7 protein-coding genes and 3 rRNA genes are annotated in these 14139 nt (G+C 64.9%); 2 read left to right on the forward strand and 8 right to left on the reverse strand.

Annotation, left to right across the window (positions count from 1 at the left end; translation table 11 throughout):
- Nucleotides 1–19: 19 nt before the first annotated feature.
- Nucleotides 20–604 carry a TetR/AcrR family transcriptional regulator C-terminal domain-containing protein gene (locus AC1HFH_RS18305; RefSeq protein ID WP_480244010.1) on the forward strand — a complete coding sequence of 195 codons (585 nt, stop codon included), beginning with the start codon at nucleotides 20–22 and terminating at the stop codon, nucleotides 602–604.
- A gap of 25 nt (nucleotides 605–629) precedes the next feature.
- Here AC1HFH_RS18305 and AC1HFH_RS18310 read toward each other — a convergent pair whose 3' ends face one another.
- Nucleotides 630–2390, reverse strand: coding sequence for a hypothetical protein (locus AC1HFH_RS18310; RefSeq protein ID WP_480244011.1), 1761 nt, complete (start codon nucleotides 2388–2390; stop codon nucleotides 630–632).
- A 118-nt stretch (nucleotides 2391–2508) separates the two neighbouring features.
- On the opposite strand from AC1HFH_RS18310, the gene AC1HFH_RS18315 reads away from it, so the two are divergent.
- Entirely contained in the window at nucleotides 2509–3204 is a 696-nt protein-coding gene (locus AC1HFH_RS18315; protein ID WP_480244012.1) for a hypothetical protein, read from the forward strand.
- Between the two features lie 55 nt (nucleotides 3205–3259).
- Here the strand turns inward: AC1HFH_RS18315 and AC1HFH_RS18320 are convergent, their stop codons facing one another.
- The 7 genes from AC1HFH_RS18320 to AC1HFH_RS18350 all read right to left on the reverse strand — a co-directional run bounded on the left by AC1HFH_RS18320 (nucleotide 3260) and on the right by AC1HFH_RS18350 (nucleotide 13950).
- Complete coding sequence (locus AC1HFH_RS18320) at nucleotides 3260–4405, reverse strand: alpha/beta fold hydrolase (RefSeq protein ID WP_480244013.1); 1146 nt, start codon at nucleotides 4403–4405, stop codon at nucleotides 3260–3262.
- Nucleotides 4406–4537: 132 nt separating this feature from the next.
- Nucleotides 4538–4654 (reverse strand): 5S ribosomal RNA (rrf, locus tag AC1HFH_RS18325).
- Between the two features lie 133 nt (nucleotides 4655–4787).
- Nucleotides 4788–7897, reverse strand: a 23S ribosomal RNA gene (locus tag AC1HFH_RS18330).
- 327 nt (nucleotides 7898–8224) lie between these two features.
- Nucleotides 8225–9743 (reverse strand): 16S ribosomal RNA (locus AC1HFH_RS18335).
- Together the 16S, 23S and 5S rRNA genes form the textbook arrangement of a ribosomal RNA operon.
- 444 nt (nucleotides 9744–10187) lie before the next feature.
- Nucleotides 10188–10901, reverse strand: coding sequence for a dethiobiotin synthase (bioD, locus tag AC1HFH_RS18340; protein WP_480244014.1), 714 nt, complete (start codon nucleotides 10899–10901; stop codon nucleotides 10188–10190).
- A complete protein-coding gene (locus AC1HFH_RS18345; protein ID WP_480244015.1) occupies nucleotides 10898–12094 on the reverse strand; it encodes an 8-amino-7-oxononanoate synthase in 1197 nt (398 codons plus the stop codon). The genes bioD and AC1HFH_RS18345 overlap by 4 nt, the downstream gene beginning before the upstream one ends.
- Nucleotides 12095–12657: 563 nt before the next feature.
- Complete coding sequence (locus AC1HFH_RS18350) at nucleotides 12658–13950, reverse strand: adenosylmethionine--8-amino-7-oxononanoate transaminase (RefSeq protein WP_480244016.1); 1293 nt, start codon at nucleotides 13948–13950, stop codon at nucleotides 12658–12660.
- Nucleotides 13951–14139: the final 189 nt, after the last annotated feature.

The raw sequence follows: 14139 nt of genomic DNA on the forward strand, positions 1-14139 counted from the left end.
CGGATGTGGAGGGTGACGGGTGCAGTTGCGCAGGGCCGACGTCGTGGCGGCGGCGATGCAGATCCTCGACGAGTACGGTCTGGCCGATCTGACCATGCGGCGGCTGGCCACCTCGCTGCACGTCCAGCCGGGGGCGCTGTACTGGCATTTCCCGAACAAGCAGGCGCTGCTCGGCGCCGTCGCGGACCGCATTCTGGCGCCGATGGACGAACCCGTCCCCGCCGCCGAGTGGGCCGATCAACTCGGCGCGCTGGCCCATCGCCTGCGCAACTGCCTGCTCACCTACCGGGACGGCGCCGAACTGGTGTCGGCGACCTACGCCTCCCGGCTCACCACCAGCAAGGCCCGGGAACGTTTGGCCGGAACGGTGATCCGGGCCGGGATGAATCGGCGCGAGGCCGAATACACCGCGTCCACCCTGCTGTACTACGTCCTCGGCCACACAGTGGACGAACAGTCCCGGATGCAGCTGGACTCGGCGGGGGCCCTGACCGCGGAGAACTCACCCCTCACCGAGGCCCCGGATGCCACCGACCGGTTCGATTTCGGCCTGCAGTTGTTCGTCGGCGGCGTCCGGCATCGGCTCGGCAGCCGGGTGCGCTGATCGCTGGAGCCGCGACACCGGCAGATCAGTGTTCCGGGCTACCGGCGCGGTGTTCGGCGGCCAGCACGGTCAAACCGTGCCGGACCCGGCGGAAATAGGTGGCCCGGCTCAGATGCCGTCGCGCCGCCACCTGCCGGTGCGTGGTGGACGGGCGCAGGAAGTAGGCGCCCAGCACGGCTCCCGATTCGGCGGTGACCGGATCCGAATGGGCAGCAAGGCGTTCGAGGGCGGAATGCAGCCAGCCGCGCAGTTCGGCCGGTCCCGCGGTATGCGGCGCGGTGCACAGCGGGCTTGCCGCCAGCGCGGCCGGATCGCCGAGATGGCGCAGGGCCCAGCCGATCTGCTGGGCGGTCGCCCCGCCGAGCGCATCGGCCCCGGCCAACCGGTCGGCCCATCGGGTGGCGGCGTCGGCACCGAAGTCGTTGCTGTATATCTCCGGATGCCGCCCGCACCGGTACACATCTTCCGCCAGCCGGCCGTGTGGCCGGAACCGCAGTGCGCGCAGCAGCGCCAGATAGTCCGGATTCGCGGTGGACACCAGCAGATTCCGGGCGCGGACCCCGACCAGCAGGGTATGCCGCAGGATCGCCGCATGCGTGGCACGGTCGGCGCCGAAGGCGGCACCCAGCACCAACCCGCCGGAACGCTTCGCGGTGAGGGTTTCGCTGTGCTGCTGCAGCAGCAGTTCCACACTGCCCGCGGTGTGTTCGACGACCGGGACCAGATTCGCGAGCCCGACCGCCCGGCCGTCGGCGTCCCGGGCCAGATGGAATCCGGTGATGTCGTCGCTCACCCACTGCTCGACCATCCGCGCGGTGCGCTGCCGGTGGAAACCGTTGCGCCGGGCCCAGATATCCATCATCGCCGCGACAGCACCGGCGTCGGCGGCAGTCGCGGGCGCAATGGTCACCGGCCGGTCCACCGGCGGGAACAGGGTTTGCCGCACCAGCTGGGGCGGTGCCAGGAACAAGGCCTGCTCGGCTACCTGCGCCCGGTCCGCCGCCGATTCGCTCCGGGCCAGCTGGGCCCGCCGATAGCGGGCGGCGCGGGATCGGACGTCGCGATATCGTTCGGGCCGGCGCCAACGATAGGCGGTGTCGAGCACCGTGCGGTAGGGCTCCGGAACGGACAGGCCGAGCGGTCCCCGTTCGACGATGCTGAGCCCGGCCAGTTCGTCGAACAGGTCCGGGCCGCCGGCGAGCAGTGTTTCGTCGGCGGCACCCACCGCGGCGACCGCGCGCAGCGCATGCCGGATCCGCGGGCCGGGCCGTTCGCGGTCCAGCCGCTCCAGCAGTTCCGCCGCGACCCGGTCGGCGACCGCACCGGATCCCGGATCGTCTGCCCCGGAGCGCAGCGCCCGGATCGCGGCCCACGCCAGCAACGGGATACCTCCGGCCACCTCCACGACGCCCGCCCGCCGGTCCGGATCCTCGATACCGGCGGCCAGCAGCAGATCATCGAGCTCCGAATCCGGCAGCGCCGATAGTGCAACGGTGACCGGGTCGGCTGCCCCGCGGCCCGCACTCCACTGCGCCGATGCCGCCAGCGGCCGCCTGCTGACCACCACGACACCGCCCGGGGGCACCGTTCCGGCCGCCGTCCGGATCGCGGCCGCGGTGTCGACGTCGTCGATCACCGGCACCGCCTCGGGCAGGTACCGGGTCAGCCAAGTCTTGCCGACCCCGAGTGGACCGGTCAGGTTGACCACTCGTCCCGCAGATACACCCGCCTGTACCCGTTCCAGGTGCGGACGGTGCGCGGGCGGCAGCTGCCGATCGACGGTCATCCGGGCACTCCTATCCCTCGGCCGGCTCGGGCCGGAGATCATGAGACCACAGTGAGACCCAGGTGCGCCGCCCGATGCCTAGTCTCGTCGACGAGCTACCCATGTTCTGGAGGTTTCATTGAGGCGCACGCTCACCACCACGACGCTGGCGGCGGCCGTGGTACTGATCGCCACCGCCGGGTGCAGCGACGAAGCGGACACGACGGCGACGACCCCAGCGGCGACCACCACCGCTGCCGCTACCGCCACGGCCGGTCCGTCGACCACCGAGCCGGCCCCGGCGTCCGGATTCGACCCGGAGTCGGTACCGTTGTCCACCGCCGAACTCGGCACCTTCCCGTATCTGACGATGCCCGAAGGGTTCGAGAACCCGAACTCCGAGGAGCCGATCGTGCCTCGGGACCGGATTCCGGTGTGGACCGGTGCCGGGCTGTACTGGGCCACCGGCCAGGTGTACGAGTCCTTCATCCACGCAGTAGCGGATGTCGGCTACGCCAAGTTCGCCATGCTGGAGGCGGTCGACGACCAGATCACCGCGCTGGGCGGGGTCCGGATCACCGCGTCCGAGGTGCCGAGCGAACTCGTCGACGAGATCGACCACGATCTGATGGTTGCGCACAACACCGGGCTCGGCGGAATGTACGGCGACGAGATCAACACCTACCTGATCCGCACCGCCGATCGTTCGGTATGGATCATGGTCTCGTCCGATACCGCGGGCGGGCGTTGGCTGGTCATCGAGGAGCAGGCCGATCCGGCCGGGGCACCGAGTGCACCTGCCGCAGCATCCTCGGCACCGCTGCCGCAGAACTGACCGCCCGGCGGGCGGCGCCCCCGCACCGCGGCGACCGGCGTCGGCCGCCATCCGGTCAATCCGGAAGTTCCCTGGCCTGCTCCCGATAGCGGTCGATGAACGGCGCCACCTGCGAATCGATGATCGCGTTGTATTCCTCCGGCCGCTGCCGCGGGTTGGCATGCCCGGTATTGCGCGGCAGGACCACCAGAAGTGTGCCGTCGACACCACCGGCATGTTCGATCAGCACCTCGTGGGAGTACTCGACGTCGACAATGGGATCGTCCATCGGATTGCGCGGCCGGATGAACACGACCGCGGGCCGCATCTTGCCCGGTACCGGTTCGGCCAGCACCGCCAGATCCCGCACCACACCGCCGGCGACTATCGCCGCGAACTGCGATTCGATGAGCCCGTTGCTGGCGGCATCCGAGGAAAAGATCTTGTCGCGCAACACTTCCGCGATCACATCGCCCAGCTCCGGGAGCCGGACGCCTGTCAGCGGACCGAACGCGTCCATGAAACGGTCCCGGCGGGCGTAGGCCTCCACCACGAAACGCAGAGTCCGGCTCTCCCGGGCGCCGGGCACCCACCCTGCCCAGCGCACCATCCCTTCACCGCGCCGACGGCTCTCGGGTCGCACAGCATGCAGGTTCACCGGCGTGCAGTCCAATACGACCGCCACCAGGCGGCGGTCACTGTCCAGCCGGATGTGGCGCGCGACCTCCAGTGCCACCACCCCACCCATGCTGTGCCCGATCAGCATCACATTCGCGATACCCGACATCTCCGCGGTGCGCACGACGAGATCGGCGATCACCTGCGTGTCGATACCCTGGTTGTCGTATCGGACCGCCCACACCGACCCGAAGTCGCGCAGCGCCGGCAGGGATTCCGCGGTATCGGCGGCATTGAGCCCACCCAGCCCGACCAGGTCGACGACCGCGGTGTCCCGATCCGCCGGGTCGACGGGATCGGCCACCCGGAGCAGTGCGGGCTCGGTCCGGGACAGCCGGTACCGCTCGGGCGCCACATCGTAGGTCCAATACTGCATGCCGAGCACCAGTACCGCGATTATCACGGCCGTCAGCCGCACCAGCAGATACCGCAGGCGCCGGCCACGGCGCGCACCGTAGCCGAACCCGGTCTGCCGCAACCGAGCCCGGCGGCGAGCATCGTCGTAGTCCGCAACGGTGGAGGGGCAACGGTCCACCGGAGACATCTATCCACTGTAGGAGCAGGCCGTCGGCCCGGCTACCGAACCGGCCGATGGTGTGGCAACAGGATGCAGACACACCGATGGCCCCTGCCCGAAACCGTCCAGGTTCCGCACAGGGGCCATCGTGAATGTATGTTCCGGCGGTGTCCTACTCTCCCACACCCTGTCGAGTGCAGTACCATCGGCGCTGGTGACCTTAGCTTCCGGGTTCGGAATGGGACCGGGCGTTTCCCCACCGCTAAAACCGCCGTAACTCTATGAAACTATCCAACAAACCACCACACCCCCCAACGAGGGAGTGTGCCGGACCCGGAACATCCCGGACCCCAGCAATGGTTCGTGTGTTGTTTCAGACACCACACAGTGGACGCGTAACACCTTCATCTTTTATAAGCCCTCGACCTATTAGTACCGGTCACCTACACACATTACTGCGCTTCCAGTTCCGGCCTATCAACCCCATCATCTGTAGGGGGCCTTACCCACTCGAAGGTGGTGAGAAACCTCATCTAGGAACAGGCTTCCCGCTTAGATGCTTTCAGCGGTTATCCCTCCCGAACGTAGCCAACCAGCAATGCACTTGGTAGCACAACTGACACACCAGAGGTTCGTCCGTCCCGGTCCTCTCGTACTAGGGACAGCCTTCCGCAAGTTTCTGACGCGCGCGGCGGATAGAGACCGAACTGTCTCACGACGTTCTAAACCCAGCTCGCGTGCCGCTTTAATGGGCGAACAGCCCAACCCTTGGGACCTACTCCAGCCCCAGGATGCGACGAGCCGACATCGAGGTGCCAAACCATCCCGTCGATATGGACTCTTGGGGAAGATCAGCCTGTTATCCCCGGGGTACCTTTTATCCGTTGAGCGACACCGCTTCCACACGCCGGTGCCGGATCACTAGTCCCGACTTTCGTCCCTGCTCGACCTGTCGGTCTCACAGTCAAGCTCCCTTGTACACTTGCACTCGACACCTGATTGCCAACCAGGCTGAGGGAACCTTTGGGCGCCTCCGTTACCCTTTAGGAGGCAACCGCCCCAGTTAAACTACCCACCAGGCACTGTCCCTGAACCAGATCATGGTCCGAAGTTAGAAGCCCAATACGACCAGAGTGGTATTTCAACGACGACTCCACAAACACTGGCGTGCCCGCTTCACAGTCTCCCACCTATCCTACACAAACCGTACCGAACACCAATACCAAGCTATAGTGAAGGTCCCGGGGTCTTTTCGTCCTGCCGCGCGTAACGAGCATCTTTACTCGTAATGCAATTTCGCCGAGTCTGTGGTCGAGACAGCAGAGAAGTCGTTACGCCATTCGTGCAGGTCGGAACTTACCCGACAAGGAATTTCGCTACCTTAGGATGGTTATAGTTACCACCGCCGTTTACCGGGGCTTAAATTCTCAGCTTCGCAACCCAAAAGGTCGCTAACCGGTCCTCTTAACCTTCCGGCACCGGGCAGGCGTCAGTCCGTATACATCGTCTTACGACTTCGCACGGACCTGTGTTTTTAGTAAACAGTCGCTTCTCTCTGGTCTCTGCGACCCAACCCAGCTCCCCGAGCAAGTCGGTTCACCGGATCGGGCGCCCCTTCTCCCGAAGTTACGGGGCCATTTTGCCGAGTTCCTTGACCACAGTTCTCTCGATCGCCTCGGTATTCTCTACCTGACCACCTGTGTCGGTTTGGGGTACGGGCCGTGTACCAACTCACTAGAGGCTTTTCTCGGCAGCATAGGATCACTGAATTCACCACAACGGCTACGCATCACCTCTCACCCACAAGAACCACGGATTTACCTATGGCTCGGGCTACAGGCTTACACCAGTACAACCACTGACTGGCCCAGCTACCTTCCTGCGTCACCCCATCGCTTGACTACTACCACGAGGGTCCCGCGCAGCACTTTTGGGTCTCCCGAAGGAGATCCCGCCAGATTTGGGCGGTTAGCACCATGGATTCACCATTGGGCGCGGATACACGGGTACGGGAATATCAACCCGTTGTCCATCGACTACGCCTGTCGGCCTCGCCTTAGGTCCCGACTCACCCTGGGCGGATTAACCTGCCCCAGGAACCCTTGGTCATCCGGCGGACGAGTTTCTCACTCGTCTTTCGCTACTCATGCCTGCATTCTCACTCCCATAGCCTCCACAGTTGGATCACTCCACCACTTCCACGGCTACAGGACGCTCCCCTACCCACCCCAACCACTGCCCCGAAGGGAATGTATATGTTGGAGTGCCGCGGCTTCGGCGGTGTACTTGAGCCCCGCTACATTGTCGGCGCAGGACCACTTGACCAGTGAGCTATTACGCACTCTTTCAAGGGTGGCTGCTTCTAAGCCAACCTCCTGGTTGTCTCAGCGATCCCACATCCTTTTCCACTTAGTACACGCTTAGGGGCCTTAGCCGGCGATCTGGGCTGTTTCCCTCTCGACTACGAAGCTTATCCCCCGCAGTCTCACTGCCGCACTCTCACTCACCGGCATTCGGAGTTTGGCTGACTTCGGTAAGCTTGTAGGCCCCCTAGGCCATCCAGTAGCTCTACCTCCGGCGAGAAACATGCGACGCTGCACCTAAATGCATTTCGGGGAGAACCAGCTATCACGGAGTTTGATTGGCCTTTCACCCCTACCCACAACTCATCCCCTCAGTTTTCAACCTAAGTGGGTTCGGGCCTCCACAACATCTTACTGCTGCTTCACCCTGGCCATGGGTAGATCACTCCGCTTCGGGTCCATAATGTGCGACTCAACGCCCTCTTCGGACTCGCTTTCGCTACGACTACCCCACACGGGTTAACCTCGCCACACACCGATGACTCGCAGGCTCATTCTTCAAAAGGCACGCCATCACCAAACAAGTCGGCTCTGACGGATTGTAAGCGCACGGTTTCAGGTACTATTTCACTCCCCTCCCGGGGTACTTTTCACCTTTCCCTCACGGTACTAGTCCGCTATCGGTCACCAGGTAGTATTCAGGCTTACCGGGTGGTCCCGGCAGATTCACAGCAGATTCCACGGGCCCGCTGCTACTCGGGCATCACTCACGCCAGCCGCCATGTTTTCAGTTACGGGACTCTCACCCTCTACGGCAGACCTTTCCAGGCCACTTCACCTAACACAACGGTTTCTGACTGACGCTCACCACGGCAGTGATGAGAAGAGCAACCCCACAACCCCACACATGCAACGCCTGCCGGCTATCACACACACATGGTTTAGCCTCATCCGCTTTCGCTCGCCACTACTCACGGAATCACATATTGTTTTCTCTTCCTGTGGGTACTGAGATGTTTCACTTCCCCACGTTCCCTCCACACACCCTATATATTCAGATGCGGGTAACACGACATCACTCGTGCTGGGTTTCCCCATTCGGAAATCCTCGGATCACAGCTCGGTTGACAGCTCCCCGAGGCATATCGCAGCCTCCCACGTCCTTCATCGGCTCCTGGTGCCAAGGCATCCACCGAACGCTCTTAAACACTTACAAAGACAAAGATGCTCGCGTCCACTGTGCAGTTCTCAAACAACACACCCACCAGACCAACACCCTGTCGCCGGCCGGAGCACACACCCCGCGGTACGAACCAGAAAACCTGGCGGATCGTTTCTTGCCTAGAAAGAACGCCTGTTCTTTCAGGACCCAACAGTGTGCCGACTACAATCCCCACGAACGAACCGATCACGGCCCGCCCCGATATGAGGCGCATGTCAGTGTTCCACCCATGAGCAACCACCGAACCACATTCGAGTTCGTAATGGCCTCTGCCAGAACGACATCCACCCTCTGGTGGCACGTCTGGAGAATGCTCCTTAGAAAGGAGGTGATCCAGCCGCACCTTCCGGTACGGCTACCTTGTTACGACTTCGTCCCAATCGCCGATCCCACCTTCGACAGCTCCCTCCCACAAGGGGTTAGGCCACCGGCTTCGGGTGTTACCGACTTTCATGACGTGACGGGCGGTGTGTACAAGGCCCGGGAACGTATTCACCGCAGCGTTGCTGATCTGCGATTACTAGCGACTCCAACTTCACGGGGTCGAGTTGCAGACCCCGATCCGAACTGAGACCGGCTTTAAGGGATTCGCTCCACCTCACGGTATCGCAGCCCTCTGTACCGACCATTGTAGCATGTGTGAAGCCCTGGACATAAGGGGCATGATGACTTGACGTCGTCCCCACCTTCCTCCGAGTTGACCCCGGCAGTCTCTCACGAGTCCCCGCCATAACGCGCTGGCAACATAAGATAAGGGTTGCGCTCGTTGCGGGACTTAACCCAACATCTCACGACACGAGCTGACGACAGCCATGCACCACCTGTACACCGACCACAAGGGAACCGACATCTCTGCCGACGTCCGGTGTATGTCAAACCCAGGTAAGGTTCTTCGCGTTGCATCGAATTAATCCACATGCTCCGCCGCTTGTGCGGGCCCCCGTCAATTCCTTTGAGTTTTAGCCTTGCGGCCGTACTCCCCAGGCGGGGTACTTAATGCGTTAGCTACGGCACGGATCCCGTGGAAGGAAACCCACACCTAGTACCCACCGTTTACGGCGTGGACTACCAGGGTATCTAATCCTGTTCGCTACCCACGCTTTCGCTTCTCAGCGTCAGTTACTTCCCAGAGACCCGCCTTCGCCACCGGTGTTCCTCCTGATATCTGCGCATTTCACCGCTACACCAGGAATTCCAGTCTCCCCTGAAGTACTCAAGTCTGCCCGTATCGACCGCAAGCTCGAAGTTGAGCCCCGAGTTTTCACGATCGACGCGACAAACCGCCTACAAGCTCTTTACGCCCAGTAATTCCGGACAACGCTCGCACCCTACGTATTACCGCGGCTGCTGGCACGTAGTTGGCCGGTGCTTCTTCTACAGGTACCGTCACTCTCGCTTCGTCCCTGTCGAAAGAGGTTTACAACCCGAAGGCCGTCATCCCTCACGCGGCGTCGCTGCATCAGGCTTCCGCCCATTGTGCAATATTCCCCACTGCTGCCTCCCGTAGGAGTCTGGGCCGTGTCTCAGTCCCAGTGTGGCCGGTCGCCCTCTCAGGCCGGCTACCCGTCGTCGCCTTGGTAGGCCATTACCCCACCAACAAGCTGATAGGCCGCGGGCCCATCCCGTACCGATAAATCTTTCCACCAACCCCCATGCGAGAGATGGTCATATCCGGTATTAGACCCAGTTTCCCAGGCTTATCCCAGAGTACAGGGCAGATCACCCACGTGTTACTCACCCGTTCGCCGCTCGTGTACCCCGAAGGGCCTTACCGCTCGACTTGCATGTGTTAAGCACGCCGCCAGCGTTCGTCCTGAGCCAGGATCAAACTCTCCGTTGAAGACTCACGAAACACCCGAAGGTGAATCAGCAGTATCTAACTAGAGTCCGAAAACCTAGCAAAACGCCAGCCGGAAATTAGCTGACTATAAATGTCCGACACCCACACGGGGGTGCAAGCATCGGAACCAAAAACAATTTTGGCACTGACATTCATCGACACACTATTGAGTTCTCAAAGAACACACGCACACACCGAAAACAACCGAACCGAATCCGGTGCCTCAGTGAAGCAACTTTCCGAAGCTTAGCCGACCACAGTCCCCGACACAAAATCGGGTCCCGGATCAACCAGTGTGATCGTCAGGCGCTCATCGTCCTACCTCGTTTTCCCGCACCGTGGCGTACCCTGTGTTCAAGGCCGCGTTCGGCTCCGGGTCGGAGTCCGTGTCGCTCTGACTCGAATAAAGTTACGCATGATCGAGAACGAAGTCAAATCGCCTGGTCAGACGGCGTAGTTCGCGGACAGCGGCAACGACCGAACCGGTCGCCACGGCTCCCATCCGGAAACGAACCAGTCGGTTGCTCGATTGGTGAACGCAGCCCGGTCCCACGCACCCACGCCGGCCGGTAATGCACCGACGATTTCCGCACCGGTGACCCGGGGCAGATCGGTGCGATTGCATTCGGCCGCCAGATCCGGAAGTTCCGGCCAGGAACCGATGAGCAGACCGGCACACGGGACGTCGGCGGATGCCAGGGCTCGGGTGGTCAGCTCACTGTGGTTGAGGGTGCCGAGGCCCGCGGCGGTCACCACGAGCACCGGGGCGCCCAGTGCACCCGCCAGCTCGAGCAGGGTGAACTCACCCATCCGCACCAGCAGTCCACCGGCGCCTTCCACCAGGACCAGATCGGCATCCGTGAGCGTCTCGATCCCGGCCACCGTCTGGTCGAGCGTGAGCAACGGCTGCCCGGCCCGGCGAGCGGCGGTATCCGGTGCGAGGGGTTCGGGGTAACGCGCCAGTTCCAGGGTGCGGGTGATTCCGCTGAGCCTGGTCACCTCGGCGAGGTCGCCGGGCGCACCGGGCGCGATGCCGGTCTGGGCGGGTTTGCAGACCGCCACCGAACGTCCCGCCGCGGCGGCCCGGGCGGCGACGGCGGCCGTCGCGACGGTCTTGCCGACATCGGTCGACGTGCCACTGATCAGCAGAATCGTCATGAGCGGGCGAACTCCGGGGCGGTTCCGGCAACGCAGGCATCCGCAGCGCCCGGGGCGGGCAGGCCGGCCTCGGCGAGAACGCCGCGCAGCACGGTCTCGATCCGGTCAAGTTCGGTCTCGGTGAGGTCGGCGCGAGCGGTGAGCCGCAGCCTGGACGTGCCCTCGGGCACCGACGGCGGCCGGAAGCACCCCACGTCGAGACCGCGGGCGCGGCACGCCTGCGCTGCGTCGAAGGCCCGTTGCGCCTCACCCAGCACCACCGACACCACCGCCGATTCCGGCCGGGCGACCCCGGCGACGGCGGCGATCCGAGCCGCACGGTCCAGGACCCGGCCGGCCATGGCCGGCTCGGCCTGCAACAGGGCCAGCGCAGTCCGCGCGGCGCCGACGGCCGCGGGGGCCAGGCCGGTATCGAAGATGAATGTGCGCGCCGCGTCGATCAGGTGGTCCCGCACCCGGGCACTCGCCAGCACGGCGCCGCCCTGGGCGCCGAACGCCTTCGACAGGGTTGCCGTGACGATCAGGTCGGGTTCCCCGGCCAGTCCCAGTTCGTGCACCAGCCCGCGGCCGCCGGCGCCCCGTACCCCGAGTCCATGCGCTTCGTCGACGACCAGCACCGCGCCGTGCGCCCGGACGACCCGGTGCAGCTCCGCCAGCGGCGCCAGATCACCATCCGCACTGAATACCGAATCGGTGAGCACCAGGGCGCGGTCCTCCGAACGTCCGGCCAGCAGCCGCTCGACCGCGGCCACATCGCGATGCGGAGCGATCTCGATCCGCGAGCGGGACAACCGGCACGCATCCACCAGCGAGGCATGGCTTCCGGCATCGGACACGATCAGTGCGCCACGCCCGCCCAGCGCCGTCACCACCCCGAGATTGGCGGCATAGCCGGAGGCGAAGACCAGCCCGGCCTCGGTGCCGGTGAACTCGGCGAGCTCGGTTTCGAGCAGTTCGTGATCGGCCGTGGTCCCGGTGACGAGCCGGGACCCGGTGGACCCGGCACCCCACCGGCGCACGGCCGCAACCGCTCCCTCGATCACCTCCGGATGCCGGCTCAGCCCCAGATAGTCGTTGGAGGCCAGATCGATCGCCGCAGACTCGGGTACGCGGGCGCGTAACTGCCGGCGCAGACCGGCCCGCTCACGTTCGGCGGCTCGTTCGTCCAACCAACTCAGCGGATCGTGCGTCACAGCTCCGCAGCCTACTTGAACGCCGTTCAGGGCGCTTTGTCAGCCCAGTTCACCGTGCCCGGCAGACTACCGATGCCATCGAAGCCGGGCAGCGGTCGCCGTCGTGCGCAGACCCCGCGGCGGGAAGGCCCGACGGTGCTCCTGCCTGCGTTGCCGGAACCGCACCGGAGTTCGCCCACACCGGCATCGCGCCCGGTGCGCCCGGCGACCTCGCCGACGTGACCAGCCTCAGCGGAATCACCCGCACCACAGACAACCGCCTTCGACGGGTGTGCCACACAATCCGTTGGAGGTGAGGCGGCTGCGGGACCACCGGGAGGGTTACCTGCACGGGATCCCGGCAGCCATCCAGGGGTGTTCGGCGGGCCGACCCACGGACGCGGCTACCAACGCTGACTGCTCGCCCTAGAGCGGACCCGGAACGCCTGGACTCCCGGCGGCGGGAATGCTGCTCCGTAGCCGGGCTGTATCGACCACGTCACCCGGGCCAGTGACCTGCCCGCGGGCACTGCTGTCGGACAACCCGGGCCGCGAGTGCCGGTAGCCGATGCGGTCGACCCGATTCAGGACGGCGTCGGCACGCTCGCCTGGGCGGCGACCACGGCGTGTGCGGCCCGGGCGATGGTGGCGATGTCCACGGAGTCGCTGATGAACGGCGGCATCGTGTAGACGAGGTTGCGGAACGGGCGCAGCCAGGCCCCGGCTGCGACGGCGGCGTCGGTGGCGCGCTGCATATCCACCGGGCGGTCGAGTTCGACGACCCCGATCGCACCGAGCACCCGGACGTCGGTCACCCCCGGCAGCTCGCGGATCGGGGCGAGGCCGACGGACAGCTCGCGCTCGATGCGCGAGACCTCGGCGCGCCAATCCCGGGAGAGCAGCAGTTCCACCGACGCGACCGCGATCGCGCAGGCCAGGGGGTTGCCCATGAAGGTGGGGCCGTGCATGAGCCCGCCGTGGGCGGCGCTGATGGTTTCCGCGATCCGGGTCGTGGTGAGCGCGGCCGCCAGGGTGAGGTACCCACCGGTGAGGGCCTTGCCGACGCACATGACATCCGGGGCGATACCGGCATGGTCGGCGGCGAACAGTTCACCGGTGCGACCGAACCCGGTGGCGATCTCGTCGAAGATCAGCAGCACCCCGTGCTCGTCGCAGAGCCGGCGCAGTTCGGTGAGGTAGCGGGGATCGTGCCAGCGCATTCCTCCCGCCCCCTGGACCAGTGGCTCCACGATCACGGCGGCGAGTTCGTCGCGGTGGGCGGCCAGCGCACGGTCCAGTTCCGCGACATAGGCCGGATCGAAATCGCGCGGCGGGGCGGGGACGAACACCTGCTCGGCCAGGATGTCGGTCCACAGCGAATGCATGCCACCTTCCGGGTCGCAGACACTCATCGGCGTGAAGGTGTCACCGTGGTATCCGCCCCGCCAGGTGAGCAGCCGGCGTTTGGCGGGCAGGTCCCGGCTGCGCCAGTACTGCAGGCACATCTTCACCGCGACCTCGACCGATACCGACCCGGAATCACACAGGAAGACCTTGTCCAGACCGGCGGGCGTGTGCTCCACCAGCAGCTGCGCCAGCCGCGCCGCCGGTTCGTGGGTCAGCCCGCCGAACATCACATGGCTCATCCGCTGGGCCTGTTCGGTGAGCGCGCGGTCCAGGACGGGGTGCCGGTAGCCGTGCACCGCCGCCCACCAGGAGCTCATCCCGTCGACCACCTCGCGTCCGTCCGCCAGGCGCAGGCGGGTCCCGGATGCGCTCGACACCACGAGCGGCTCGGTGGTCGCGGGAAACCCCCCATAGGGATGCCAGACGTGCGCGGCGTCGACAGCGGTGATCTGTTCGGGAGTCAGTGCCACGGAGGTCCTCTCCGGTCGTGGTCGGCCGCCCGGGCGAACCGGGATTGAACACCGTTCAAGTTACACCCCGGCCGTCGGCGCAGCCTACGTGGAAACCCTGATCTGCGAATTGCAGGGCGGCCGCATGACGGGTTCGGCCGAGACCCAGCCACGCGAATGCATCATGCCGACCGGCGTGTGATCCGGCAG

It is taken from the genome of Nocardia sp. KT25-26 (genome assembly GCF_056627695.1).

Excerpts from the sequence above, each read along its gene's own strand:
- bioD (WP_480244014.1), bottom strand. The coding sequence starts at position 10,901 with ATGACGATTCTGCTGATCAGTGGCACGTCGACCGATGTCGGCAAGACC.
- AC1HFH_RS18310 (WP_480244011.1), bottom strand. The coding sequence starts at position 2,390 with ATGACCGTCGATCGGCAGCTGCCGCCCGCGCACCGTCCGCACCTGGAA.
- AC1HFH_RS18320 (WP_480244013.1), bottom strand. The coding sequence starts at position 4,405 with ATGTCTCCGGTGGACCGTTGCCCCTCCACCGTTGCGGACTACGACGAT.